Source organism: Streptomyces puniciscabiei (assembly GCF_006715785.1).
Classification (GTDB): Bacteria; Actinomycetota; Actinomycetes; order Streptomycetales; family Streptomycetaceae; genus Streptomyces; species Streptomyces puniciscabiei.
On sequence record NZ_VFNX01000001.1, the window covers coordinates 4,827,163 to 4,853,089 of the forward strand.

Here is a 25,927-nt window from a genome sequence, read left to right on the forward strand (position 1 = left end):
GCGTGCGTCGGGCGTGTTACGGCCCCGACCGCTTCCGGTTACGCGCCCGGCACGGCGACCTCCCCGCCCGGCCGGTGACGCCGTGAGGTCCCTACTGCCGGCTCAGCGAGCGGCTGACGCCCGCCGCGATCGTCGTCGCCAGTACCCAGCCGGTGACGACGAGCAGATACGACAGCCACTGGTACCACCCCACCGGCGCGTACGCCCCCTCCTGGCCGAAGTCGATGATCGGCAGCAGCAGGTCGAGGGTGTAGAAGAGCGGGTTGAACGCGGGCGCCTCGGACGGCTTGAGCGCGGGCGGACGGTGCAGGGCGAAGGCGAGCGTGCCGGTGCACAGCAGGAGCAGCAGCCAGCCCGCGGCCCGCATCGGGCGGAAGCCGTAGCCGACGGCCGCGTCCTGCAGCCAGCCCCACAGCCGCGCGTACGGCGGCAGGGTGCGGCGGTGCCGGCGGAGCTTGGCCAGCTGCACGGTGCGCGCGGCGGCGTCGTCGCCGACGGTGCGGTACGCCGTGGTCAGCTGCTCGTAGGGGTGCGGAAGGAAACCGTCCGGCTCGCGTTCCAGCAGGGGCAGACGCTGCTCGGCCGGGAGGTGCGGGGTCAGGACGCGGTAGCTGAGCCCGTCGAGCTGGACCTGCCCGGGCCACACCTCGGGCGGCACATGCAACAGGTCGAGCTGGGCGCGGCGCAGATTCACGGATCCCTCGATCGGCGCGGCATCCCGCAGCCACAGCTCGCCGATGACACTGCTGCTGGCCCGCAGGGCCCGGCCGCCCGGGTGGGACAGCCGGGCGTGGGCGAGATTGAGCGAGCGGGGGATCCGGGCACCCCCCAGATTGATCCGGCCGTACGCCCGCAGCCGCATGGCGTGCAGATCGGTGCCGACCGCCAGCACCTCGGCGTGCAGAGCGGTCCCTCCGGGGGCGTTCAGCTTCGCGTCGTTGAGGTTGACCTGATTGCGGACGACCGCACCGTTCAGGTGCACCTCGCCGTGCGCGACCAGCCCCGCGGCCCACACGTCCGTGCCCACCTCGGTGTGGCCGAACTGGAGCACGGCCTCCTCGGGGACCTCGCCGGGCCTGCCCAGGCGCGCACCGTTCGCGAAGAGCGCCCCGGACAGCTTCGCCCCCTGCAGCCGTACCGGACCCGTGATGCGGCAGCAGGTGATCCGCACGACTCCGTCGGCGCGCAGATTCCCGGCCGTCAGCCCCGGCAGCACCGAGTCGCTCAGGACCAGGGCGACGACCTGGGCCGCGTACAGATCGGGGGCCTCCTCGAAGTGGCAGCAGCGCAGCCGGACCGGATGGCCGACGGTGCCGTACTTGAGGTCCAGCCGCCCGGTGATCCGCGCGCCCCACACCTTCAGCCCGGCGATCCGCCCCTGCCGCACAGGCCCGCCCAGCAGCAGTTCCCGCAGCACCTCCGCCCGAAGCGTCCGCTCCGGACCCCATGTGGCGCCCTGCTCCGCGTCCTCGTCCTCGCTCTCCCGGAAGTCGACCCCCTCACCGAGCGGGAAGGCGTCCCACACACGGCGCTCCGCGGGCGTCAGGTCCGTGGTCTCCATGCTCAGTCCCGCGCCTGCGCGAGCGCCTCGGTGACCCCGTGCTCCCGCGGCCCGAGGAACGTCGGATCCGGGTGGAACACGGCGTCCAGCACCGCCTTGCCCGCCGCGAACACCTCGCGCGTCCCGCCGTAGTACCAGGTCACATCGTGCTTGTCGGTGACCCCGACGCCGTACGAGTCCACCCCCGCCGCCTCGCACAGCGCCACCGCCCGCCGGATGTGGAAGTCCTGGCTGATCAGCACGGCCCGGTCCACGCCGAAGATCTTCCGGGCCCGCACACAGGAGTCCCAGGTGTCGAACCCGGCGTAGTCCCGCACGATCCGCCGGCCCGGCACCCCGTGCTTCTCGAGATAGGCGCGCATGGCGTCGGGCTCGTCGTAGTCCTTGCGGCTGTTGTCCCCGGTCACCAGGACGACCTCGACCCGCCCCGCCCGGTACAGCTTCGCCGCCGCGTCCAGCCGGTGCGCGAGATACGGCGACGGCTCCCCGTTCCACAGCCCGGCCCCGAACACCATGGCGACCTGCGTGCGCGGGACGTCCGCCGTCGTGCGCAGCCGGTCGGCCGTGGACACGAACAGCCAGGTCACCGGCAGCAGCGCCAGCACACATCCGGCCATCACGGCCTGCACCAGCCGGCGCTGCCCCGTGCGGGTGCGCGGCAAACGCGGTCGACGGATCTTCACAAGGCCCCCAGGGATCGGTTCCAACCGGTTCCGACCATTCAGGACGCCACCGGCAGCGGTCCGGTTCGCCTCACATCGAGCATCCGTACGACGTGATGCAGCGGAAAAGGCTCGTGACGGTCCGGCAACGGCCCCGCAACGTGACACCGTCAGGATTCCTTCATGACGGCGTCGCACCTTCCCCGCTCCGAGTCCCGCATCCACCTCGACAGCACGGCGCACCTCATGAACAGCATCAGCAGCCAGCTCGCCGGCCAGCTCCGGCTGGTCTCCCCGCTCGGTCACCGCCGCGCGGCCCCGCCCGCCCTCGTCCTGGTCGCCCACGGCAGCCGGGACCCGCGCGCGCTGGAGACCGTACGGGCCCTGCGGGACCGGGTACGCGAACTGCGCCCCGGCCTCCCCGTCCACCTGGGCCACATCGAGCTGAACGCGCCCCTGCTCCCGGACACCCTCGCCGCGCTCGGCGACACCCCCGCCGTCCTGGTCCCGCTGCTCCTCTCCCGCGGCTACCACGTCAAGCAGGACATCCCCGGGATGGCCGCCGCCGCCCCGGCCGCCACCCGGCCGGCCGCCCCGCTCGGCCCGCACCCGCTCCTGGTGGAGACCCTGCGCGACCGCCTGATCGAGGCCGGCTGGCCCCCGGCCATGGACGCGGCCACCCGCCGCGCCAGCGCGGTCGTCCTGGCCGCCGCCGGTTCCCGCGACCCCGACTCCTCCACCGACACCCGCCGCACCGCCCGGCTCCTCGCCGAGCGCCTCGGGGTGCCCGTCGTCCCGGCCTACGCCTCGGCGGCGACCCCGACCGTCCCGACGGCGGTACGCGCCCTGGCGGCCCGCGGCCGGCACCGGGTGGCGATCGCGTCGTACTTCACGGCACCGGGACGCTTCGCGACGCAGTGCGCGGACGCGGCGCCGTGGATAGCCGCGGCCCCCTTGGGCGAGCACCCGGCAATGGCACGTCTGGTCCTGCACCGGTACGACGAAGCACGGGCGATCAGACCGCTGGAACTGGCCTCGGCTTGAAAGCGGGGGGAGGCGGTAACCCCCAAGGGGCGCGGGGAACCGCGCGACAAGCCACAACGACGCCGCACCCGCCCGACAACGGATCTCGGCGGACGAGTGGGCTTACTGTCGATCCATGGAAGGCACCGCACTCGACCACGGCCCCTACGACCCGACCGCAGCGGAGCGTTGGGCGCCCGAGCCCGACAAACGCCCCGGCCGCACCGCCTTCCAGCGCGACCGCGCCCGCATCCTCCACTCCGCCGCCCTCAGAAGGCTCGCGGGCAAGACCCAGGTCGTCACCCCAGGAGCCCACAGCCAGGTCTGGGACGCCAGCCCCAGAACACGGCTCACCCACTCACTCGAATGCGCCCAGGTGGGCCGGGAGCTGGGCGCCGCCCTCGGCTGTGACCCCGACCTGGTGGAAGCCGCCTGCCTGGCCCACGACCTCGGCCACCCGCCCTTCGGCCACAACGGCGAACAGGCGCTGAACGCCTTCGCGGACGACTGCGGCGGCTTCGAGGGCAACGCCCAGTCGCTCAGGATCCTGACCCGCATCGAACCCAAGCGGTTCACCCCGGAGGGATCCGTCGGCCTCAACCTCACCCGCGCCACCCTCGACGCCGCCACCAAGTACCCCTGGCCGCGCGGCGCCCACCCCACCGACCCGGCGTCGAAGAAGTTCGGCGTCTACGAGGACGACCGCCCGGTGTTCGACTGGGTCCGGGCGCACGCCCCCGGCACCCGCACCTGCTTCGAGGCCCAGGTGATGGACTGGTCGGACGACGTGGCGTACTCGGTGCACGATGTCGAGGACGGCCTGCACGCCGGTCACATCGACCCCAACTGCCTGCACGCGGAGCCCGAACGGCAGGCGGTGTTCGAGGTCGCCATCGGGCGGTACGTCCCGGCCGGCACCGACCCGGCCGAACTCTCCGCCGCGCTCGACCGCCTCCAGGACGAGGAGTGGTGGCCGCACGGCTACGACGGCACGGCGGTCGCCCAGGCCCGCCTGAAGGACGCCACCAGCCAGCTCATCGGCCGGTTCTGCCTGGCCGCCGAGGGCGCCACCCGCGCCGCGTACGGCACCGGCCGGCTCACCCGCTACGACGCCGAGCTCGTCGTGCCGCGCGAGGCCCGTATGGAGTGCGCGGTGCTCAAGGCGGTCGCGGACCGGTATGTGATGCAGCGCGCCGAGCAGGAGCGGCTGCGCGCGGACCAGCGGGTCGTCGTGGCGGAGCTGGCGGAGGCGCTCACCGCCCGCGCACCGGACGGGCTGGATCCACAGTTTCGGGCGCTCTTCGACGGGGCAGGCGACGACCACGCACGCAAGCGGGTGATCGTCGACCAGATCGCCTCCCTCACCGACGCTTCCGCGCGCTCGCTGCACGCGAGACTTACGGGGCATATGTGAGAGGAACATGACCGTCCGTGGCCTGATCGGGTCACTCCCTCTTCCCGCAGCACGCCCGGTGCGGGACGCTCGCATGTGGCGGCACCCTTACGAGGAGGCATCAAGTGGTCGACGCGGATCAGACATTCGTCATCGTCGGGGGCGGACTCGCCGGCGCGAAGGCGGCCGAGACGCTCCGGGCGGAGGGTTTCACCGGCCGGGTGATACTGATCAGCGACGAGCGCGACCACCCCTACGAACGCCCGCCGCTGTCCAAGGGGTACCTGCTCGGCAAGGAGGAGCGCGACAGCGTCTTCGTGCACGAACCCGCCTGGTACGCGCAGAACGACATCGAGCTGCACCTCGGCCAGTTCGTGGACCGCATCGACCGCGGCGCGAAGACGGTCCGCTTCGGCGACGACGGCACCCTCGTCCGCTACGACAAGCTGCTGCTCGCCACCGGCGCCGAGCCCCGCCGCCTGGACATCCCGGGCACCGGCCTGGCGGGCGTGCACCATCTGCGCCGGCTCGCGCACGCCGAGCGGCTCAAGGGCGTGCTGAGCTCGCTCGGCCGCGACAACGGGCACATCGTGATCGCGGGCGCCGGCTGGATCGGCCTGGAGGTCGCGGCGGCGGCCCGCGAGTACGGCGCGGAGGTCACCGTGATCGAACCGGCGCCGACCCCGCTGCACGGCGTCCTCGGCCCCGAGCTGGGCGGTGTCTTCGCGGAGCTGCACCGCGAGCACGGCGTCCGCTTCCACTTCGGGCGGCACCTCACCGAGATCGTCGGCCAGGACGGCATGGTCCTCGCGGCCCGCACCGACGACGGCGAGGAGCACCCGGCACACGACGTGCTCGCCGCGATCGGCGCGGTGCCCCGCACCGGCCTGGCCGAGGCGGCGGGACTGGAGCTGGTCGACCGGGCGCACGGCGGCGGCGTCCTGGTGGACGAACGGCTGCGCACGTCCGACCCCGACATCTACGCGGCCGGTGACGTGGCCGCCTTCCCGCTCGACCTCTTCGGCACGAGGGTCCGGGTGGAGCACTGGGCGAACGCCCTGAACGGCGGACCGGCGGCGGCGCGCTCGATGCTCGGCCAGGACGTGACGTACGACCGCGTGCCCTACTTCTTCACCGACCAGTACGACCTGGGCATGGAGTACAGCGGCTGGGCGCCGGCCGGGTCGTACGACCAGGTGGTGATCCGGGGCGATGCCGGCAAGCGGGAGTTCATCGCGTTCTGGGTGCGGGAGGGGCGCGTGCTGGCGGGGATGAACGTGAACGTGTGGGACGTCACAGAGCAGATCCAGAAACTGATCGGGTCCAAGGCCCAGGTGAACACGGAAGCGCTGGCCGACCCGCACGTACCTCTGGACAGCCTTGTCTCCTGACGGCCGGGACTGTCACAGCACCCCCGTGCTGCAATTCCCGGGGGGCACCCCCCGGACCCCCGGCCGGGGGTCGGTCGGCGCACCCGGGTGTGTCAGCAGTGCCCCGTAGAATCACCTCGTGGCAGGACGGATCAACGACGAGGACGTGAAGGCGGTACGGGACGCGGTCCCGATCGACGCCGTGGTCTCCGAGTACCTCCAGCTGCGCAACGCGGGCGGCGGCAACCTCAAGGGCCTGTGCCCCTTCCACGACGAGAAGTCGCCGTCCTTCCAGGTCAGCCCCAGCAAGGGACTCTTCCACTGCTTCGGCTGCCAGGAGGGCGGCGACACCATCACCTTCGTGATGAAGGTGGACCACCTCTCCTTCTCGGAGGCGGTGGAGCGGCTCGCCGCCCAGGCCGGCATCACGCTGCGCTACGAGGAGGGCGGGTACAACCCGGCCCACCAGCGCGGCGAGCGCATCCGTCTGGTCGAGGCACACAAGATCGCCGCGCAGTGGTACGCCGAGCAGCTCGCCACCAGCCCCGAGGCCGAGACCGGCCGGGTCTTCCTCGCCGAGCGCGGCTTCGACCAGGCCGCCGCCGTCCACTTCGGCGTCGGCTACAGCCCCCAGGGCTGGGACCACCTCACCCGCCATCTGCGCGGCAAGGGCTTCAGCGACAAGGAGCTGATCCTCTCCGGGCTCTCCCAGGAGGGCCGGCGCGGCCCCATCGACCGCTTCCGGGGCCGCCTGATGTGGCCGATCCGGGACATCGGCGGCGAGGTCGTCGGCTTCGGCGCCCGCAAGCTGTACGAGGCGGACAACGGCCCGAAGTACCTCAACACGCCCGACACGGCGATCTACCGCAAGAGCCAGGTGCTGTACGGCATCGACCTGGCGAAGAAGGAGATCGCCAAGACCAGCCGGGCGGTGGTGGTCGAGGGCTACACGGACGTCATGGCCTGCCACCTCGCCGGAGTGACCACCGCCATCGCCACCTGCGGTACGGCCTTCGGCGCCGACCACATCAAGATCCTCCGCCGCCTGCTGATGGACAACGGCTCGGCCCGCGTGATCTTCACCTTCGACGGCGACGCGGCCGGCCAGAAGGCCGCCCTGCGCGCCTTCGAGGACGACCAGAAGTTCGCCGCCGAGACGTACATCGCGATCGCGCCCGACGGCATGGACCCCTGCGAGCTGCGCCTCGCGAAGGGCGACGAGGCGGTGGCGGACCTCGTCGAACCCCGCACCCCGCTCTTCGAGTTCGCCCTCCGCCAGATCCTGAGCCGCTACGACCTGGACACCCCGGCCGGCCGTGCCGCCGCCCTGGACGAGGCCGCGCCGATCGTGGCCCGCATCAAGAACAGCGGCGCCCAGCACGAGGTCGCCGTCGAGCTGGCCGGCATGCTCGGCATCATGGACACCCAGTTCGTGGTCCGGCGGGTGGCCCAGCTGGCCCGCTGGGCCCGGGACGGCAAGGGCTCACCGCAGCAGGGCCGCCCCCGCCCCGCCGACCAGCAGTGGGCCGCCGCCCCCCGCCCGGCGAGCGGCGGCCCGGCCCTCACCCTGCGCAACCCGGTCTACGCCGCCGAACGCGAACTGCTCAAGCTCGCCCTCCAGCGCCCCGAACTGGTCTCCCCGGCCTTCGACGCCTACGGCGTGGACGAGTTCACCGCGCCGCCGTACGCGGCCGTACGCCTGGCGATCGCGGAGGCGGGCGGCGCCGAGTACGGCGTCCAAGACCCGCAGGAGTACCTGGTCCGGGTCCGCGAGGCCGCGCCCGACGACACCGTCCGCGCGATGGTCACCGAGCTGGCCGTCGAGCCGATCCTGCGGCGTACGGTCGACGAGACCTACGCCGGCACGGTCCTGGTCCAGATCCGCCGCCGCGCCGTCGAACGCCGCATCCACGACATCCAGTCCCAGCTGACCCGCCTCGCCACCGGCGGCGACCCCGCCCAGCTGGCCGCCGTACAGAACGAGATGTGGGTGCTGCAGCAGTACGACCAGGCGCTGCGGGAGCGGGGCGCGGAGGCGCTCTAGCGGCCGGGCGAAGACCGGTGTGGAGCCCGCGCTCCTGCTCGGCACCCGGCCTGCCCGGCGGCACGTGCAGCTGGACCTCGTCTTCGACGCTCCGTCTCGGCGGGGCCGGTACCGCGGACGGTGACAGGGGCTTCGCACAGAAGTCCGGACGCCCGGGGATCCTCCCAGATCAGGCCGGAGTGCGGCGCCCGGTCTTCCTGCACCGATCACCGTCCGGTCACGAACCGGACGCAAAAAGTCACCGCAAGCCCCTCGTGGCGGGGATGTGTCTTACCCCACACTGGGTCCGGTGCCCGAGTCCTCGGAGCGCAGGCCGTCGACTCTCCGCTCCCGAAGTACCGCTGCCGCACACCTTCAGCAGCGATCATCCTGGAGGTCGCCCCCGTGCAGACCCAGACCCTCACCCAGACCGACAGCGCCACCAGTGCCACCCGTACGACCGGTACGACCGGTACGACCGGTACGACCGGTACGACCGGTACGACCGGTACGACCGGTACGACCGCGGACGAGCCGGACGCGGAGCTGGACGTCCTCGCGGCCGTGCCCCCGCAGAGCCGCGTCGCCCTCCACCCGGAGGCGGTGCCCGCCGACCCCACGGAACCACCGGCGGAAGCGCTCGTGGACGAGCCCGAGGAGGTCGTTGAACCGCTGGCGGCCGCCGAGCCCGCCGAGCCCGCCGAGACACCGGTCGCGGCCCGGGCCGACACCGGCGGACCCTCGGCCGACCTGTTCCGCCAGTACCTGCGCGAGATCGGCCGCATCCCGCTGCTCACCGCCGCAGAGGAGGTCGAACTCGCCCGCCGCGTCGAGGCCGGTCTGTTCGCCGAGGAGAAGCTGGGCAACACCCCGGACCTGGACAGCCAGTTGGCGCTCGACCTGGACCGGCTCGTCGTCATGGGGCGCATGGCCAAGCGACGGCTCATCGAGGCCAACCTGCGGCTCGTCGTCTCCGTCGCCAAGCGGTACGTCGGCCGCGGCCTGACCATGCTCGACCTGGTGCAGGAGGGCAACCTCGGGCTGATCCGGGCGGTGGAGAAGTTCGACTACGCCCGCGGCTACAAGTTCTCGACGTACGCCACCTGGTGGATCCGCCAGGCCATGTCCAGGGCGCTGGCCGACCAGGCCCGCACCATACGTGTCCCGGTGCACGTGGTCGAGCTGATCAACCGGGTCGTCCGGGTGCAGCGCCGCATGCTGCAGGAGCGGGGGTACGAGCCGACGCCGGAAGAGGTCGCCGCCCACCTCGACCTGCTGCCCGAGCGGGTCTCCGAGGTGCTGCGGCTCGCCCAGGAACCGGTCTCCCTCCACGCCCCGGTCGGCGAGGAGGACGACGTGGCCCTCGGCGACCTGATCGAGGACGGGGACGCGGCATCGCCGGTCGAGTCGGCGGCGTTCCTGCTGCTCCGGGAGCACCTGGAGGCCGTGCTGTCCACGCTGGGGGAGCGGGAGCGGAAGGTCGTACAGCTCCGTTACGGGCTCATCGACGGCCGGCCCCGCACGCTGGAGGAGATAGGCCGGCTGTTCGGGGTGACCAGGGAGCGGATACGGCAGATCGAGTCCAAGACCCTCAACAAGCTCCGGGACCACGCCTTCGCGGACCAGCTGAGGGGCTATCTGGACTGAAGGGGGGCCGCCGGCGGCGGCCCCCCTGTCGCCTAGTCCACCTCGGCCACGGCCTGCGCGAACTGGGCCTTGTACAGCCGGGCGTACGCACCGTCGGCCGCCAACAGCTCGGCGTGCGCGCCCTGTTCCACGATCGACCCGTTCTCCATGACGAGGATCGTGTCCGCGTCCCGGATCGTCGACAGCCGGTGGGCGATCACGAACGAGGTCCGCCCCGCCGCCAGCTTGGCCATCGCCTTCTGGATCAGCACCTCGGTGCGGGTGTCGACCGAACTCGTCGCCTCGTCCAGGACCAGGATCGTCGGGTCCGACAGGAACGCCCGGGCGATGGTGATGAGCTGCTTCTCACCCGCGCTGACGCCCGTGCCCTCGTCGTCGATCACGGTGTCGTACCCGTCGGGCAGGGTGCGGATGAACCGGTCGGCGTGGGCCGCCCGTGCCGCCTCCTCGATCTCCCCGCGGGTGACCTCCCTGGCCGCCCCGTACGCGATGTTCTCCGCGATCGTGCCGCCGAACAGCCAGGTGTCCTGCAGCACCATGCCGATGCCGGACCGGAGTTCGTCGCGGGACATCTTCCGGATGTCGACCCCGTCGAGGGTGATCCGTCCGCCCGACACCTCGTAGAACCGCATCAGCAGGTTGACCAGCGTGGTCTTGCCCGCCCCCGTCGGACCGACGATCGCCACCGTGTGACCGGGCTCCACCGTGAGCGAGAGGTCCTCGATCAGCGGCTTCTCCGGGTCGTACCGGAAGGACACCTGCTCCAGCCGGACCCGGCCGCGCAGTTCCTCCGGCCGCTCGCCCGGCACCGGATCCGCCTCCTGCTCCTCCGCGTCCAGGAGTTCGAAGATCCGCTCGGCCGAGGCGACACCGGACTGCACCAGGTTCGCCATCGACGCGACCTGCGTCAGCGGCATCGAGAACTGCCGCGAGTACTGGATGAAGGCCTGGACGTCACCGATGGAGAGCGCGCCGGACGCGACCCGCAGTCCGCCGACCACCGCCACCAGCACGTAGTTCAGGTTGGACACGAACATCATCAGCGGCTGCATGACACCGCTGTTGAACTGCGCCTTGAACGCGGCCTCGTACAGCGCCTCGTTCTGCTCGGCGAACTGCTTCGCCGACTCCTCCTGCCGGCCGAACACCTTCACCAGGGTGTGCCCGGTGTACATCTCCTCGACGTGGGCGTTCAGCTTGCCGGTGGAGCGCCACTGCTGCACGAAGTGCGGCTGCGAGCGCTTGCCGACCCGGGTGGCCACGACGAACGACAGCGGTACGGTCACCAGCGCGACCAGCGCCAGGATCCAGGAGACGTAGAACATCATCGCCAGCACGCCGATGATGGTCAGCACCGAGTTGATCAGCTGGCCCATCGACTGCTGGAGCGTCTGCCCGATGTTGTCGATGTCGTTGGTCGCACGGGAGAGCACCTCGCCGCGCTGGCGCTTGTCGAAGTACGACAGCGGCAGCCGCGACAGCTTCGCCTGCACGGACTCCCGCATCCGGTACATCGTCCGGTTCACGGCCCGGTTGACGAGCCGGGTGGCCACCGCCATCAGCAGCCCGGCGACCAGGAACGTGCAGAGCGCGAGCAGCAGGACGTTCCCGACGGCACCGAAGTCGATGCCCTTGCCGGGCGTGAAGTCGGTGCTCTTCAGCATGTCCGCGATGGAGCCCTGGCCATGGGCCCGCATCTGGTCGAGGACCTGCTGCTTGGTGGCCCCGGCGGGCATCTGCCGGCCGATGATGCCGGCGAAGACCAGGTCGGTGGCCCTGCCGAGGATCTTCGGGCCGATGACGCTGAGGGTCACGCTGACGACCACGCACAGCAGCAGGCCGTAGATCGTGATCCGTTCCGGTCTGAACTGGGCGACGAGCCGTTTGCCCGACCCCTTGAAGTCCATCGAGCGCTGGTCGGGGCCGCCCCCGGCCATCATGCGCATGGGCCCGGCCATCAGGCAGCCTCCGCTTCCGTCAGCTGGGAGAGCACGATCTCCCGGTAGGTCTCGTTGGTCGCCATCAGCTCCCGGTGCCGGCCGGAGCCGACCACCCGGCCCTCGTCCAGCACGATGATCCGGTCCGCGTCCCGGATGGTCGCCACCCGCTGGGCGACGATGACGACGGTCGCCTCGGCGGTCTCGCGGGCGAGCGCGCTGCGCAGGGCGGCGTCGGTGGCGTAGTCGAGCGCGGAGAAGGAGTCGTCGAAGAGGTAGATCTCCGGGCGCTGGACCAGGGTGCGGGCGATCGCGAGGCGCTGGCGCTGGCCGCCGGAGACGTTCGTGCCGCCCTGGGCGACGGGCGCGTCCAGACCGCCCTCCAGCTTGCTCACGAACTCCTTGGCCTGCGCCACCTCCAGCGCGTGCCACAGCTCCTCGTCGGTGGCGTCCGGGTTGCCGTAGCGCAGGTTGGTGGCGACCGTGCCCGCGAACAGGTACGGCTTCTGCGGCACCAGGCCGACCGTCCTGGCCAGCAGCTTCGGGTCGACGTCCTGGACGTCCACGCCGTCGACGAGGACCGTGCCCTCGGTGGCGTCGAACAGCCGCGGGACCAGTCCGAGCAGCGTCGACTTGCCGCTGCCGGTGGAACCGATCACGGCCGTCACCTCACCCGGCCGGGCCACCAGGTCGATGGCCTTCAGCACTGGCTCCTCGGCACCCGGATAGCGGAAGCCCGCGCCCCGGATCTCCAGATGGCCGTGCCGGCGCAGCTCGGTGACCGGCGCGGCCGGCGGCACCACGCTGGAGTCGGTCGCGAGGACCTCCTCGATGCGCTCGGCGCACACCTCGGCGCGCGGCACCATCATGAACATGAAGGTGGCCATCATCACGGACATGACGATCTGCATCAGATAGGCGAGGAACGCGGTCAGGTCGCCGATCCGCATCCCGCCGCTGTCGATGCGGTGCGCGCCGAACCACACCACCGCGATGGACGACAGGTTCACCACCGTCATCACGATCGGGAACATCAGCGCCAGCATCCGACCGGTGGCGAGCTGCATCTCGGTCAGCTCGGCGTTCGACTTCCCGAACCGGCCCTGCTCGTACTCGTCCCGGACGAAGGCGCGGATCACCCGGTTGCCGGTGATCTGCTCGCGCAGCACCCGGTTGACCGTGTCCAGCCGGGTCTGCATGGTCCGGAACAGCGGCCGCAGCCGGCGCACGATCAGCGTCACGGAGATGCCGAGCACCGGCACCACCGCGACGAGCACCCCGGACAGCGGGACATCCAGCCCGAGGGCCAGCACGATGCCGCCGACACACATGATGGGCGCCGACACCATCAGGGTGAACGTCATCAGGGCCAGCATCTGGACCTGCTGTACGTCGTTCGTCGTACGCGTGATGAGCGAGGGTGCTCCGAAGTGACCCACCTCACGCGCAGAGAAGGACTGCACCCGGTCGAAGACGGCACCGCGCAGGTCCCGGCCGAGCGCGGAGGCGGTCCGCGCACCGAAGTACACGGCGCCGATGTTGCAGACGACCTGCGCGAGCGAGATGCCGATCATCAGCGCGCCGAAGGACAGGATGTAATCCGTGTCACCCTTCACGACACCGTTGTCGATGATGTGCGCGTTCAGCGTGGGCAGGTAGAGGGTGGCGCAGGTCTGCAGGAACTGCAGCAGCACCAGCAGGGCTATGGATTTCTTGTAGGGCCTGAGATAGGACCGCAGGAGTCGTATGAGCACGCTAGGTCTCTCGGAGTCGGCGGGTGGGGGCTGGTCGGTTGCCCCTGGCCCCTATCGTCGGTCACTCCACCCGCGTTACCTCAACTGATTAACCCGACTGCGGACCAAGGACCGCCGGTGCCTCGGCCGCCGGTCCTAGGCCTCACACGCGGAACGCCCCCGGATGGGTCTGCTCCCGCACCGCCGTGAACTGCTGCCGCACCGCCTGCCCCACGGCCAGCTCGTCGCCCGGCTCCAGCACCTGCGCCGCCGCGCCCTGCCAGGCAGGCGGAGTACGCGGATCGAGGGTGCCCTGCGACACGCCGAGCGCCCAGGCCGCCTGCCGGGCCGCGCCGATCGCCGCGTAGTCCGCGGGCTGCGGGACGACGACCTGCGCGCCGAACAGCGAGGGTGCCGAGGCCTGTACGGCGGGCAGCTCGGCGGCCGGGCCGAGCAGGAAGATCCGCCGCACGTCCACGCCCCGCCCGCGCAGCACGTCCAGCGCGTCGCCCAGCCCGCACAGCATGCCCTCGAACGCGGCCCGCGCCAGATGCTCGGGCTTCATCGACTCGCGCCTGAGCCCGGCGAGCGTCCCGGCCGTGTGCGGCAGGTTCGGCGTCCGCTCACCCTCCAGGTAGGGGAGCAGGACGAGCCCGTGGGAGCCCGGCGTGGACTTCATCGCCAGCTCGGACAGGCTCTCCAGGTCCGCCAGCCCGAGGAGTTCGGCGGTCCCGCGCAGGGTCCGTACGGCGTTCAGGGTGGTGACGACCGGCAGGTGCATGCCGGTGGCGTCGGCGAGCGAGGTGATCATCCCGGACTGGTCGGCGAGCGCCTCGGGGTGCACCGCCATCACGGACCCGGAGGCACCGAGGGACACGACCGCGTCCCCCAGCCCGATCCCGAGCCCGAACGCGGCGGCCATGGTCTCCCCGGTCCCGGCGGAGATCAGCAGCCCCTCCGGGGTCGTACCGGCCGCGTCCGACGGGCCGATCACCTCCGGCAGCATCGCCTGATGCCCGAGCGCCAGCTCGACCAGGTCGGGCCGGTAGGCGCCGGTGGCGGCCGACCAGTACCCGGTCCCGGACGCCCCTCCGCGATCGGTGGTCCGGCGCACGGGCCGCCCGAGCAGCTGCCAGACCAGCCAGTCGTGCGCCTGGAGGAGTACGGCCGTCCGCCGGGCGTTCTCGGTCTCGTTCTTGGCGAGCCAGCGCAGCTTGGTGACCGGCTGGGCGGCCTGCGGCACACAGCCGACGGCCTGCGCCCAGGCCTCCCGGCCGCCGAGCGCGTCGACGAGATCCGCCGCCGCGACCTGCGCCCGCTTGTCGGCGCCGACCAGCGCCGGGCGCACGGTGTTGCCCTGGGCGTCCAGCGGGACCAGCGCGTTCTGCTGCGCGGACACGCCGATCGCCTGTACGCCCTCGAGGAGGCCGCCGCCGGCCGCCTCACCGAGGGAGAGCAGCCAAGCCTGCGGATCCACGTCGCTGGGCCGGCCCTCCACCGGGTGCGGGGCGTACCCCTGCCTCAGTACGGCACCGGTGTCCGTGTCGCAGACCACGATGCGCGTGAAATCCGGTGAGCTGTCCAAGCCGGCCACTATCCCCATGGATGGAATTTTGCAGCATCGGCGGGCATGAGGTGTCGACTGCGGGTGCGGGACCTGTTCCCTACGTGTTGCTGGTGCCCCAGTCGTCCTCCGGCGTGCCGTTCAGGTTCCGCTCGCGCAAGGACCTCACTCGCTGGGCCACGGTCTCGGGGACCCGGTCGCCGACCTTGTGGCTGACCGTGTGGAAGGCCTTGCCGGCGTACCGGCGGCCCTGCTGGGCGGCGGTCTCGGCCGTGTTGCGCACGGCGGGGTTCTGCGCGATCCGCTGAGCGGACTTCTTCAGCTGCTCGTAGCGCTCGCGTCCGGCCCTCGTGCCGAGTACGTAACCGAGGGCCAGTCCGGCGACGAACGTGAGCCGGTAGCGCATGGCTGCCACCCTTCCCTTGCCTGGGTCTGCTGGTGCGACGTGGGCGCCGGGGGAACCGATTGGCGGAGCACCCCCCTGCTTGCGCTAATGTATGTGTCGCAGCGAGCGCCCGCCCCCTGGCGAATACCCAGGTAGGTACGTTCGATGCAATCGAGGCGATCCTCCGTAGCTCAATTGGCAGAGCAGCCGGCTGTTAACCGGCAGGTTACTGGTTCGAGTCCAGTCGGGGGAGCTTCGGTCCTCCGTAGCTCAATTGGCAGAGCAGCCGGCTGTTAACCGGCAGGTTACTGGTTCGAGTCCAGTCGGGGGAGCGCGATGAACGAGGACCCCTTGGGGGTCCTTTTTCATGTCCCCGGGAACCGCCGCGCGTGCGCCGATGTCCTCAAGGTCATGAGCAGCGCGGAAGCCGACCATCCGAGAGCAGGAGATCGTATGAGCGGCTATGCTGCGGCAGACGGCGCGCACACTTGTACGCGACACGCCGCTATGGGGCGGTAGCTCAGCCGGTTAGAGCAGCGGACTCATAATCCGTCGGCCGTGGGTTCGAGTCCCACCCGCCCCACCAGGCGCCGCAGGTGCAGAATCGATCTAACCTGCGGGAACGCAAGAACGGGGGTCGCCACTCCACAGCGGCGACCCCCGTTCAGGCGTTCAGACCAAGATCCAGGGGACACGCAGGGGACGCGCGGCGGACACGGGAGGTCCAGGGGGTCGAGGCGCCCTCACGCCGCCTTCCGGCGGCTGCTCGCCGCTCCGCCGGGTAGCGGTCGTCGACGCTCCCGACCCGGACAACTCCAGGCCGTTGGCGGCGCGATGCTCCCTGATCCACTTCACTGCCGCCTCGGCGGCGTCCTCCTGGCCTCGGCCGGTGGCGGTGATCATGCCGAGGAGGCCGGCGCGGGGTCGGGGCTGCGCTCCAACGGCCCGGTTGTCCCTGATCGCCGCGCGCCGTGGGCGCCCCTCGTGCCGACGTGAGTGCGGGCGTGCCCCGGCCGGCAGCCGAAGGAGTCACGGACCGCTGAGCGGCCGTACATTCCGCCTGGCGGGCGGAGGTCGCCGAGGCCCTGGAACCTCGGCTTCCGGCAGCGCGGAACTCGCCGCGGGCGCTCAGGCACTGGTCGTCATCGAACCGCCGGCACACCTCCGACGGCTCGGAACACCAGGTGGCCGGCTCGCCATGGCCTCGGCCGTTACGCCACCCGGTGACATCGAGACCACCCTGTTCGCCGACAGCGGTACGACCAGCTGCTTGACCCGTACATGCTTGAACAGGCCGTGTCATGGGCACCCACCTCCTACCGGCGTCGACCGCCGGGCCGCTTCGGCAAGAGGGAGGCGTCATGGACCGTCGCATCCGGGTACGCGTCATCCGGCGCCCCGCCGCCCCGCGCGGCCAGGAGATCGACCGCAGGACGCCTTCGGGCCGCATCCTGCCGTACTGACCGGGCGAGTTGTCGCCGTGGGGCACCTGTCCGTTGCCGGGTGAGGCGCTCCGGGAGTCGCGTCAGGACGCGCGTCGCGCCCGCGTCACCTCCGGTAGCGGGCCGGCGCGGTGGGCCAGGTCGAGCAGGGTGCGTACGGTGCGTTCGGCCTCGCCCAGGCGGGGGTGCCACTGGGCGATGATGCCGACCGGGCGGATGGGCTCGGTCAGCGGCAGTTCGACCAGGTCACCCTCGTCCAGCTCCCGAGCGACCGTCAGATGCGGCAGCAGGGTGATGCCGTGGCCGTGCCCGAGGAGGCGGAGCAGGGCGGCCATCGAGCCCTGGAGCACCTTGTGCTGGGCGCCCGCGAGCAGGTCCCGGCCGAAGCGGTCCACCAGCATCTCCGAGGTGCAGCGGCGTTCGGCCACCAGGAAGTCGTGGTCCAGCAGTTGACCGGCGGTCACCGTCTCCTGCCGGGCCAGCGGATGACGCGGGGCCGCCACCAGCACCGTACGGCAGTGACCCACCACCGCGTGCGGGCGGACCGGGGGGACGCCGTTGTCGTACTCGAACATCAGGTCCAACTCGCCCTGCGAGAAGGCTCTTTCCAGGGGCTTGCGCGGGGCCACCGTCAGCACGACGTCCGCGCCGGTGCCCGGGCCGCCCGCGCCGTACTCCAGTGCGGCCAGCACCTCGGGCAGCCACACATGGGCCAGTGACTCCGGCGCCCCGATCCGCAGCCGGGGCCGGTCGCCGCGGGCCGCCCGGCGCATCCGCTCCTCCAGCTCCAACGACTCGCGCGCGTGCGGCAGCAGCCGGGCGCCGGCCTCGGTGAGCACCGCTCCCGTGCCCGTCCGCACCAGTACGCTCACCCCCAAGTCGGCTTCCAGGCGCTGGAGCTGGGCGCTCACACTGGACTGGGCGTAGCCCAGGGCCTGGGCGGCGGCGGAGATGCCGCCGTGCTCGGCGACCGCGACGAAGGCGCGCACATAGCGGGAGTCCACGACGGCAGCCTAACCAATCCATCGGACTTTCCGATGCCCCCATCGAAAGTGCGGCGTCGCGAGCACCGCGCCGTCCGGGACACGCTGCCCGCATGACCACAGCCGAACCCACCTGCCGATCGGCCGCGCCGCCCGCACAGGCCACCGAGCCCGCCTCGCGCAGGACCACCCGAGGCATGTCCCGTGCGGCCTTCGCCGGCCTCGCCACCGGCAATCTGCTCGTCCTGCTGGACACCTCGATCCTCAACGTCGCCGTCCCCGACATCCAGACCTCGCTGCACCCGGCGGCCGCGGCGCTGCCCTGGACCGTCGACGCCTACACGGTCGTCTTCGCCGGGCTGCTCCTGGCCGGCGGGGTCATCGCCGACCGCTGGGGCGCCCGCCGCGTCTACACCCTGGCGCTCGGCCTGTTCGCCGCGCTCTCCGTGGCCTGCGCCCTCGCGCCCGGCGCCGGTGCCCTGATCGCCGGGCGCGCCGCGCTCGGCGCCGCGGGCGCCGGTCTGGTGCCCGCCTCCCTGGCCCTCCTCATCCACCACAACCCCGATCCCGGCCGCCGTACCCGCGCGATCGGCGCCTGGGCGGCGGTCAGCGGGCTCGGTGCCGCCGCCGGACCCGTGCTCGGCGGCGCCCTCGTCGAACTCGGCGGCTGGCGGCTGGTGTTCCTCGTCAACCCGCCCCTCGCCCTGGCCGCGCTGCTCCTCGCCCGCCGGCTGCCCAGGCCGCCCGCACGGACCGGCCGCGCCCTGGACCGCGCGGGTCTGGTCCTGTCCACCGCCGGTCTCGGTCTGCTCACCTTCGGCCTGGTCGAGGCCGGCATCGAGGGCTGGGGCGGGCCCGCGGCGCTGCTTCCGCTCGCCGCCGCGCTGGGCTGCTTCGCCGCGGTGGCCGCCGTGGAGCGCCGGGCCGCCGCCCCCGTCCTGCCGCCCGCGCTGCTCGCCCTGCCGCGGGTCAGGGCGGCGATGGTGGCCGCCGCGGTGTCCTGCTTCGCCTACTTCGGCGGCCTGTACCAGCTCTCCGTATGGCTCCAGCACGCCTACCGCCTGACGCCGTTCGACGCCGGTCTCGCCGCGCTGCCGATGACCTTCCCGGTGTGCGTGATGCCGTTCTTCACCGGGCGGCTCGTGGCCCGCCACGGCGCCCGGCCGGTGCTGCTGACCGGCATGGCCGCCGCCGTCGCCGCCGGGGCGCTGCTGGCCTGCGCGGCGGGCGGGCGTCCGCCGCTGCCGCTGATCGTGGCCGCGGAGCTGGCGCTGGCCGCGACCGGCACCCTGTCCATTCCGGGCGCGGCCGCGGCGGTGGCCGTCGCGGCGCCGGGGGAGTACGCGGCGACGAGCCAGGGCGCGCTCAACGGGATACGGCAGGCCGGGTCCGCGCTCGGGGTGGCGGTGCTGGGGACGTCGGGTGCGCTCACCGGCTCCGGTTACCTGCTCATGGGCGTCGGGGTGATCGCGGTGCTGCTGGTGGCGCGGACCGGTGACTGAGCGACGGGTCGTTCTCCGGTCAGGGGATTCCGGTCAGCCGATTCCGGTCAGGGCCACCGGCCTGGGGATTCCGGTCAGGGCCACCGGCCGGGGGATTCTGGTCAGGGCCACCGGCCTTGGGGTTCCGGTCAGGGGATTCGGCTCAGGCCGCCAGCGGGTTCAGCACGAGGGGCTCGATCCGGCCCTCCAGCATCTCGCCGAGGCCCTGGGCCGCGCAGATGTCGGGCCGCTCGGCGATGTACACCGGCATCCCGGTGGCCTCGCGCAGCATCTGGTCGAAGCCGGGCAGCAGCGCCGAGCCGCCGACCATCGTGATCCCGCGGTCGGCGAGGTCGGCGACCAGGTCGGGCGGGCAGTCGCGCAGCACCTTGCCGATGCCGTCGAGGACGGCGGTCAGCGGGGTCTGGATCGCGTCCCGTACGGCGGCGGTGTCGACACGCACACTGCGGGCGAGCCCGGTGGCCACGTCCCGTCCGTGGATCTCCGTGGTCTCCGGTCCCTGCGGGGTCAGCCCGTTGCCGGACAGGGCCAGTTGCAGCGGACGTACCGACTGGCTGGGCAGGATCAGTTCGTGCTCGTGCCGCAGGTGCTGCACGATCGCGTGGTCCACGGCCTCACCGCCCACCGGGATCCGCTCGGCGGTGACGATGGACCCGAGCGAGAGGACGGCGACCTGGGTCGCGGCGGCCCCGCACACCATGATCATCGTGGCCTCCGGGCGTTCCACCGGCAGCCCGCACCCCACGGCGGCGGCGATCAGCGTGTCCACCAGCTCGACCCTGCGCGCCCCCAGCCCGACCAGCGTCTCGATGGTCGCCCGCTGGGCCAGCGGACCGGCGTCGTGCGGGGTGCAGGCCGCCGCGCGCAGCCGGAGGTTGCGGCGCAGGTTGCGGCGCGTCCGGTCCCCGAGCAGCTGGCGCAGCATGCGCTGGGCCATCTCGATGTCGACCACCGTGCCGCCGGAGATGGGCCGGACCACCCGGATGTATCCCGGCGTCCGTCCCGTCATCTGCTCCGCGAAGTCGCCCACGGCTATGAGTGCCCCGGTACGGGTGTTCACGGCGGCGACCGAGGGCTGGTCGACGACGAGGCCGGCGCCCTTCACATACACCCGGGTGCGGGCCGCACCCAGGTCGACGGCGAAGTGGCAGCGGCGCAACTGCTCCAGACTGACGGTCACGGCGGATCCTCCCGAGTGCGCGGGCCCAGTGCGCCCGCCCGGTCGGCGGGTGACTTCCTCTCCCTGCATCCTGCGCGGGGACCGGTGACGGGCGCCTTCTGGAGGGGGCCGGGCGGGGTGCCGCTGAATGGGGGTTTCCGGCGGCGGCCCGGTGTGTCGCGTGGTCAGGCGCGGGTTCGCGTGATGCGCAGCTCGCAGCGGACCGTGCAGCCGGGTACGTCGTCGGGCCGGACGGGTGCGAGCGATGTGCCAGGCCCCGCCATGGCGTCCGGGTAGGTGCTCGCCAGGTGCCGCAGATGCCCGCGCACGGCCTCCCTGATGAGCTCGGGGAACGACTCGGCGTCCCTGTGCGCCACGGCTCGGAGCGGGTCGCTGACGCGCCAGATCGCCGTGCCCGTGGCCCGGAAGGACGACTCCGTCTCGTCCAGCTCCAGGCGGCGCTCGGTGAGGTCGACCTCGAAGTACTCCGTCGCCACGAGGGACCGGGTGCGGCTGAGCACACTCCCGTTGGACCGGCGGACGACGGTCCTGATCTCGCCAGTGCCCTCGGGGAGGCCGCCGGGGGGCAGCGGGTGCGGGCCGAGGACGGGCGGGAGCTGGTGCGTGCCGTCGAAGAGGAGGTGCGCCAGCCGGCACAGCCGGTACCAGCCCGCGGCGGGCCCGGGACGCAGGGAACGCAGCCAGGGGGCCTGACCGGAATCCTCGTCCAGCTCGTCCCGGAGCGTCTGCGGCACGGCCACGATGCCCCGCCGGTCCTCGGTGGCGTCCAGCATCCGGCGGACGGCCTCGGGGTCCGGGATCTCCGCACTCCTGTCGGGGAACAGACACTCGAAGGTCACCAGCCAGCGGAGCCCGCCCAACCGCACCACCTCGTCGTCGAAGTGCCTCATCGTGGCGAGCAGCAGCGGCAGGCCCGGCACGTCCCGGGCCGTGTGCACCGCCCAGCCGCCGCCCGCGGCGGTCAGTTCACAGGCGTCGCCGTCCAGGCCGCTGGCCGCCAGCAGCCGGGTGACCGCCCGGCCGAGCGCGGCCACGAGGTCCGGATGCTGCGGGCCGTCGGCGAACGCGTAGGTGACCACGGTGCGGTAGGTGGGCGGGGGCGGCTCGTCACCGAGGGCGTCGTAGAGATCGTAGTAGCCCTCATGGCCGTCGTTCTCGTCGTCCGCGTAAGGCTGCTCGTCGTGCGGTTCCCCGGGCTCCTCGGCCAGCGGGTCGTCCACGGCGAACAGGCTCTCCGGCACCTCGTTCTGCGGCAGCGGGACCTCTCGCGCCGACTCCTCGTCCCACATCTCGAAGATCGACGGCAGCGACTCCTCGGTGGGGAAGCTGCCCTCCGGCAGGGCGTCGGGCTCCGGGACCGGGTTCTGGGAGAGCGGGGCGGTGTCGTGGTCGTAGGGGGCGACACCTGTGTCCTGCGAGGGGGCGTCGTAGTCCTCGCGGAGTTCGTGCCCCAGGGCGAGCAGCTCCGGGTCGCGGCCGCCGGACAGCTCGTACTCCTCGTACACCTCCAGTGCTTCCTCGGTACGGCCCTGGCGGCGCAGGGCGAGCATCAGCAGCCGCCGGAAGTCCTCCCGGGAGGGGTACCGCGCGACCAGATCGGTGAGTTGGGCGGCGGCCAGCTCGTACTCGCCGAGATCCAGGTGGAGTTCGGCGAGCTTGCGATGCAGCGCCAGGCGGAGCTGGACGAGCCGACGGCGCGCCGTGCGGGCCGCGGGGCCGGGGACGCCCGCGAGCGGGCCCTCGTCGTGCCACAGGGCGAGCGCCTTGTCGTAGTACGTGCTCGCATCCTCGCGGGGGCCCAACACGCTTCGCTCGGTGGCCGTTCGCTCGAAGTACTCGTGGCGCTCCAGGTCCACGATGTCGGCGCTGGTGTGCAGGGCGTACCCCTCGGGGAGCACCGCCAGTGCGCCGGGCCGCAGCACGGCGTGCAACGTGGACGCGATCACGTCCACGGCGGCCATGGCGTCCTCCGGTTCCTCGCCCGGGGCCCACACACCGGCCCGAAGCTCGGCACGGGTCACCTCGCGGCCGTCCCGCAGCAACAGCATCGCCAGTACCGCCGCCTCCTCCGGCGCGAGTTCCACGGCGTGTTCAGGGTGGTCTTCCGGGTGCACGGTCACCGGGCCCAGGACGCGGTAGACCCGCCGCTCGTACTCCCTCCGGGCGAGCGACAGCAGTTCCTCGTCCATCAGCAGGTCCGTGCCCCGCGCCTGGTCCCGAGGGGTTCCGGAGATCAGCAGGCCGAGCGCGCGCGCATACGGCTCGCGCAGACTTTCCGGAAGGTGCCAGAGCCGTTCCGGCGCGAAGGGCGGCGCGGCCCGTGCGTTCCCCATGGCCAGCCGCTGCAACAGCCTGCCCAGCTTCACCAGGTCCTGCGCCTGCCCCTCCGCCCCGGAGGTGCGGCCCGGTGCGAAGCCGCTGAGCCTGACCGTGCCGTCGGGTTCGAGCATCACCCTGGACAGGCCCAGGTCGCCGTGCGTGATGCCGGCCTCGTGGATCGCTGCGACAGCCTGTGCGGCCTGTCTCCCGACCTTCGCCACCAGCGGGGACGGGAGTCGGTAATCGGAAAGGGACACGAGGGCGTTGAGATTGACGCCCGGCACGTACTCCATGACGACGTACGGTCGTCCGTCCTCGATGCCGAAGTCGCTGACCTGCGCGAGGTTGGGGTGCGTGAGAGCCCGCAGACGCGCGGTGTCCCGCAGGAACGCCTCGCGCCGTGCGCTGTCGCGAAACGGCCGGTACAACCGCACCGCCACCGGGCGGTCCGTCTCCGGGTCCTCGGCCAGCCACACGGCCCGCCCGGACGGGGTGAACCGCTGCACCAGCCGATAGCGGCCGATCCGCTCGGACGGCGCCATCGGCTCCGCCCTGCCCCCGGCCAACTGCCGTACGCTCTCCGGCCGTACGGTCGCGAACGCCTCCCCGCCCGCGGCCGCCCCCGCCTCCCCGACCGCCCCCGCACCGTCGGCCGCGGCCATCACCGCGCGGAACTCGCCGGGTGCCGCCCCGGCCCGTTCCTCGATCAACCCGCCCACCCGGGCGAGCAGTTCGTTCGTGGCGGCGCGAGCGGAGCGGGGCAGGCCGCGCAGCAGCAGGTCGCGGATCCCGGGGCGGAAGGCGTACGAGCCGGGTGTGCCGCCGGTCGTGGTCAGCAGGCCGCTGAGGATCACCTCGGCCAGGTGCTGGGGGCGCGGATCGGGTTCGACCGCCCGCTGGACCAGGCGCATGACCGGCAGGTCGGGACGGCCGACGGCCAGGTGGCCGGCCAGCCGGAACGCCTCCGGGGAGGCGGTCGCCCGGAAGCGCAGGACCAGCTCCCGCGGGGACAGCCGGGCCAGATCCGTCCGGGCCGTGGCATCCGGCACCCGCCCCAGCGGTGCCGCCGATCCGGGCAGGTCCGTTCCGCCCGCCGACGCGACCAGCTCCGCCCAGTTGGCCAGCCAGCGCGGACCCGGCTCGAGCACGGGCAGCGGGACGAAGCCCGCCGCGAGGTAGTGCGCGGGGTCGCCGTCGTACGGCGTGAAGGTCAACGTCGCCGTGGGGGCCGCCGGGAACGGCGCACGGAGCAGGCCGGGTTCGGCGGGCAGGGCCGTGTCCCGCCACAGGTGTTCCGGCAGGGGCTGTACGACGGCCACGGGCTGCCGCCGGGCCAAGCGGTGCAGGGTCGCCTGCCACCGGCTGCCCGCCGGGCCCGGCCGCCACTGCGGTCCCATGCAGTCGCTGACGACCAGGGTGACGGTGCGGCCGTCGGCGGGGCCGAGGGTGCCGTGGCCGCCGAGCCGGCCGTCCGGCAGGGCGGGGGTCACGGTGACCGTGCGGAAGACGCCCGACTGGCCCAGCGCCGTGCGCAGTTCGCGGACCAGCGGGCGCCAGATGGGCATCGTCGGGCCGGTGTCGTGGACCAGGTTGAGCCGCAGCCAGCGTTCCCGCGTGGGTCGCAGCACCGGCAGCCAGTGCTCGGGTGCGGCACCGAGACGGGCGATGCGGTCCACCGTCGCCTGCTCGTCCAGGCGCTGACCGTGCGGGGCGTCGGTACGGCGCTTGACCGGGCGCAGCGAGCGTTGCAGCGCCAGCGGATGGCGCAGCATCGGGGGCGCGGGCGCCAGCAGGGAGGCGTACCGGCCGGTCCGCGGGTGCGGGGCCGGCAGGTGGAGCGGTACGCGGGGCGACGCCGGGGGTGCCGCGGGCCGGGGCTCGGGCGGCGGCGGGTCGGCGGGCGCATCCCGCCCGGCTGACCGGTCCGGCGGCTCCTGCGGGCGCGGCTCCGGGGGCGGCGGCTCCGGGGGTGCCTCGGCCACCGGATCCATCTGCCGAGCCAGCCACAGCAGTTCCGCCAGCTCCAGCGGGGTGGGGCGGACCCCGCCCGTCGCCCCGGCCAGGGCGCCGGCCAGGCGGGCGAGCGGGTCCGGGGAGCCGTGGCGGTCAGAAGGCATCGGACGGCTGCGCCTCGCCGAGGTACGGCATGAGCTGTTCCGCGAGCTCCTGGAGGGAGTCGGCGGACACGTCGGCGGAGCGGGCCAGGTAGATCGCGTTGAGCAACTGGTCGGTGGCCAGTTCGCCGCCGCTCACCCGGTCCAGGAAGCGGCTGATCAGGGTCTGGGCGTAGGCGCCCGGCGCACCGTCGAAGTGGGCGTCGACGATGGCGGCCAGCTGGGCGTCGTCGGGCTGCCGCAGCCGCAGCCGGACGCAGCGGCGCAGGAACGCGGGCGGGAACTCGCGCTCGCCGTTGCTGGTCAGCACGACGAACGGGAAGGCACGGCAGCGGACCCGGCCGCCCGCCACGGTGACCCGGTCGTGGGTGCCGTCCACCATCACCTCGGCCCGCGGGGTGTGCCGGGCGGCCCGGACCAGCTCGGGGATCTCGTACTGGCCCTCCTCCAGCACGTTGAGCAGGTCGTTGGGCAGGTCCAGGTCGCTCTTGTCGATCTCGTCGATGAGCAGCGCGCGGGGGCGGGCGTGGGGCAGCAGGGCGGTGCCGAGGGGACCGAGGCGCAGATGGTCCTCGACGGCCGCCTCGGGGATCCGGGCGCGGCGCTCGCTCGCCGCCGCCTGACGCGCCGCGTACAGGCGGGAGAGGGGGTCGTAGTGGTAGAGGCCGTCGTGCAGGGTGCTCCGGCTGGTGATGTTCCAGCGCAGTACCGGGCCGAGCCGCAGCTCGCGGGCCACCGCGTACGCCAGCGAGGACTTCCCGGTGCCGGGCGGGCCGGTGACCAGCAGCGGACGGCGCAGGTAGAGCGCGGCGTTGACCAGCTGCACGGTCTGCGGGGTGGCCTGGTAGGTGGCGGCACGGTGGGTGCGGTCGGGGGACGTGGCGGTCTCGTCGGCGGCGTCGGCGGGCGTCGGAAGGACCGGCTCGCCGTCGAAGGCCCGCCAGGGCGGGGGCGGCGGCAGCTCGTCGATACCGTCGTGCGGCTCCGCGGTGCCGGTGTACACGGGCCTCAGGGGCATGGGACCTTCTTCTTCCGGTCGTACGGCGGATCACGGACTTCGGGGGACGCGGTGCTCGGCTGTGGTGCGGT

The 25,927-nt window shown here is 72.7% G+C and carries 15 protein-coding genes, 3 tRNA genes and 1 pseudogene; 9 read left to right on the plus strand and 10 right to left on the minus strand.

Annotated features, from left to right (window positions below):
- Nucleotides 1-91: 91 nt before the first annotated feature.
- Nucleotides 92-1,561 (minus strand): hypothetical protein, encoded by a 1,470-nt coding sequence (locus FB563_RS22345; RefSeq protein WP_055709776.1) that lies wholly within the window; start codon nt 1,559-1,561, stop codon nt 92-94.
- Nucleotides 1,562-1,563: 2 nt separating this feature from the next.
- The gene (locus FB563_RS22350) at nt 1,564-2,223 is read right to left on the minus strand and encodes a SanA/YdcF family protein (protein WP_234358044.1); all 660 of its coding nucleotides are present in this window, start codon (nt 2,221-2,223) and stop codon (nt 1,564-1,566) included.
- Between the two features lie 183 nt (nt 2,224-2,406).
- Here FB563_RS22350 and FB563_RS22355 point away from each other — a divergent pair, with 183 nt between their 5' ends.
- The 5 genes and pseudogenes from FB563_RS22355 (at nt 2,407) to FB563_RS22375 (ending at nt 9,679) form a co-directional block, all read left to right on the plus strand.
- Nucleotides 2,407-3,267, plus strand: coding sequence for a sirohydrochlorin chelatase (locus tag FB563_RS22355; RefSeq protein WP_142218854.1), 861 nt, complete (start codon nt 2,407-2,409; stop codon nt 3,265-3,267).
- A 115-nt stretch (nt 3,268-3,382) separates the two neighbouring features.
- Nucleotides 3,383-4,660 (plus strand): deoxyguanosinetriphosphate triphosphohydrolase, encoded by a 1,278-nt coding sequence (locus tag FB563_RS22360; RefSeq protein WP_055709117.1) that lies wholly within the window; start codon nt 3,383-3,385, stop codon nt 4,658-4,660.
- A 104-nt stretch (nt 4,661-4,764) separates the two neighbouring features.
- A complete protein-coding gene (locus tag FB563_RS22365) occupies nt 4,765-6,030 on the plus strand; it encodes an NAD(P)/FAD-dependent oxidoreductase (RefSeq protein ID WP_055709116.1) in 1,266 nt (421 codons plus the stop codon).
- A 118-nt stretch (nt 6,031-6,148) separates the two neighbouring features.
- Nucleotides 6,149-8,053, plus strand: coding sequence for a DNA primase (gene dnaG / locus FB563_RS22370; protein ID WP_142218855.1), 1,905 nt, complete (start codon nt 6,149-6,151; stop codon nt 8,051-8,053).
- A 263-nt stretch (nt 8,054-8,316) separates the two neighbouring features.
- Nucleotides 8,317-9,679 (plus strand): annotated as a pseudogene (locus tag FB563_RS22375) (RNA polymerase sigma factor).
- A gap of 32 nt (nt 9,680-9,711) precedes the next feature.
- On the opposite strand, the gene FB563_RS22380 reads toward FB563_RS22375, so the two are convergent.
- The 4 genes from FB563_RS22380 to FB563_RS22395 all read right to left on the minus strand — a co-directional run bounded on the left by FB563_RS22380 (nt 9,712) and on the right by FB563_RS22395 (nt 15,319).
- Nucleotides 9,712-11,637 carry an ABC transporter ATP-binding protein gene (locus tag FB563_RS22380; RefSeq protein WP_055705984.1) on the minus strand — a complete coding sequence of 642 codons (1,926 nt, stop codon included), beginning with the start codon at nt 11,635-11,637 and terminating at the stop codon, nt 9,712-9,714.
- Nucleotides 11,637-13,370, minus strand: coding sequence for an ABC transporter ATP-binding protein (locus tag FB563_RS22385; RefSeq protein WP_055705985.1), 1,734 nt, complete (start codon nt 13,368-13,370; stop codon nt 11,637-11,639). The genes FB563_RS22380 and FB563_RS22385 overlap by 1 nt, the downstream gene beginning before the upstream one ends.
- 142 nt (nt 13,371-13,512) lie before the next feature.
- Nucleotides 13,513-14,952 carry an FGGY family carbohydrate kinase gene (locus tag FB563_RS22390; RefSeq protein ID WP_142218857.1) on the minus strand — a complete coding sequence of 480 codons (1,440 nt, stop codon included), beginning with the start codon at nt 14,950-14,952 and terminating at the stop codon, nt 13,513-13,515.
- 61 nt (nt 14,953-15,013) lie between these two features.
- Entirely contained in the window at nt 15,014-15,319 is a 306-nt protein-coding gene (locus FB563_RS22395) for a hypothetical protein (protein WP_055710448.1), read from the minus strand.
- Nucleotides 15,320-15,478: 159 nt separating this feature from the next.
- On the opposite strand from FB563_RS22395, the gene FB563_RS22400 reads away from it, so the two are divergent.
- From FB563_RS22400 to FB563_RS22410, 3 genes are all read left to right on the plus strand, one after another.
- Nucleotides 15,479-15,551: transfer RNA gene (locus FB563_RS22400), tRNA-Asn, on the plus strand.
- 6 nt (nt 15,552-15,557) lie between these two features.
- Nucleotides 15,558-15,630 (plus strand) — tRNA-Asn (locus FB563_RS22405).
- A gap of 177 nt (nt 15,631-15,807) precedes the next feature.
- A tRNA-Ile gene (locus FB563_RS22410) sits at nt 15,808-15,884 on the plus strand.
- Nucleotides 15,885-16,823: 939 nt separating this feature from the next.
- Here FB563_RS22410 and FB563_RS22415 read toward each other — a convergent pair.
- On the minus strand, nt 16,824-17,744 hold the full coding sequence (locus tag FB563_RS22415; protein ID WP_055710447.1) for a LysR family transcriptional regulator: 921 nt from the start codon (nt 17,742-17,744) through the stop codon (nt 16,824-16,826).
- 92 nt (nt 17,745-17,836) lie between these two features.
- On the opposite strand from FB563_RS22415, the gene FB563_RS22420 reads away from it, so the two are divergent.
- Complete coding sequence (locus tag FB563_RS22420) at nt 17,837-19,225, plus strand: MFS transporter (RefSeq protein ID WP_055710446.1); 1,389 nt, start codon at nt 17,837-17,839, stop codon at nt 19,223-19,225.
- A gap of 142 nt (nt 19,226-19,367) precedes the next feature.
- Here FB563_RS22420 and FB563_RS22425 read toward each other — a convergent pair whose 3' ends face one another.
- The 3 genes from FB563_RS22425 to FB563_RS22440 form a co-directional block, all read right to left on the minus strand.
- Nucleotides 19,368-20,405: a rod shape-determining protein gene (locus FB563_RS22425; RefSeq protein WP_055710445.1), complete on the minus strand. Its 1,038-nt coding sequence runs from the start codon at nt 20,403-20,405 to the stop codon at nt 19,368-19,370.
- 164 nt (nt 20,406-20,569) lie between these two features.
- Nucleotides 20,570-24,841: an SAV_2336 N-terminal domain-related protein gene (locus tag FB563_RS44145; protein ID WP_244329030.1), complete on the minus strand. Its 4,272-nt coding sequence runs from the start codon at nt 24,839-24,841 to the stop codon at nt 20,570-20,572.
- Complete coding sequence (locus FB563_RS22440; protein ID WP_055704153.1) at nt 24,831-25,856, minus strand: AAA family ATPase; 1,026 nt, start codon at nt 25,854-25,856, stop codon at nt 24,831-24,833. Before FB563_RS22440 ends, FB563_RS44145 begins: the two co-directional genes overlap by 11 nt.
- Nucleotides 25,857-25,927 lie beyond the last annotated feature (71 nt).

What these genes read in the sequence shown, in the direction of transcription:
- FB563_RS22390 (WP_142218857.1), bottom strand. Translation starts at nt 14,952, where the DNA reads ATGGGGATAGTGGCCGGCTTGGACAGCTCACCGGATTTCACGCGCATC.
- FB563_RS22360 (WP_055709117.1), top strand. Translation starts at nt 3,383, where the DNA reads ATGGAAGGCACCGCACTCGACCACGGCCCCTACGACCCGACCGCAGCG.
- FB563_RS44145 (WP_244329030.1), bottom strand. Translation starts at nt 24,841, where the DNA reads ATGCCTTCTGACCGCCACGGCTCCCCGGACCCGCTCGCCCGCCTGGCC.
- FB563_RS22380 (WP_055705984.1), bottom strand. Translation starts at nt 11,637, where the DNA reads ATGGCCGGGCCCATGCGCATGATGGCCGGGGGCGGCCCCGACCAGCGC.
- FB563_RS22440 (WP_055704153.1), bottom strand. Translation starts at nt 25,856, where the DNA reads ATGCCCCTGAGGCCCGTGTACACCGGCACCGCGGAGCCGCACGACGGT.
- FB563_RS22395 (WP_055710448.1), bottom strand. Translation starts at nt 15,319, where the DNA reads ATGCGCTACCGGCTCACGTTCGTCGCCGGACTGGCCCTCGGTTACGTA.
- FB563_RS22355 (WP_142218854.1), top strand. Translation starts at nt 2,407, where the DNA reads ATGACGGCGTCGCACCTTCCCCGCTCCGAGTCCCGCATCCACCTCGAC.
- FB563_RS22420 (WP_055710446.1), top strand. Translation starts at nt 17,837, where the DNA reads ATGACCACAGCCGAACCCACCTGCCGATCGGCCGCGCCGCCCGCACAG.
- FB563_RS22345 (WP_055709776.1), bottom strand. Translation starts at nt 1,561, where the DNA reads ATGGAGACCACGGACCTGACGCCCGCGGAGCGCCGTGTGTGGGACGCC.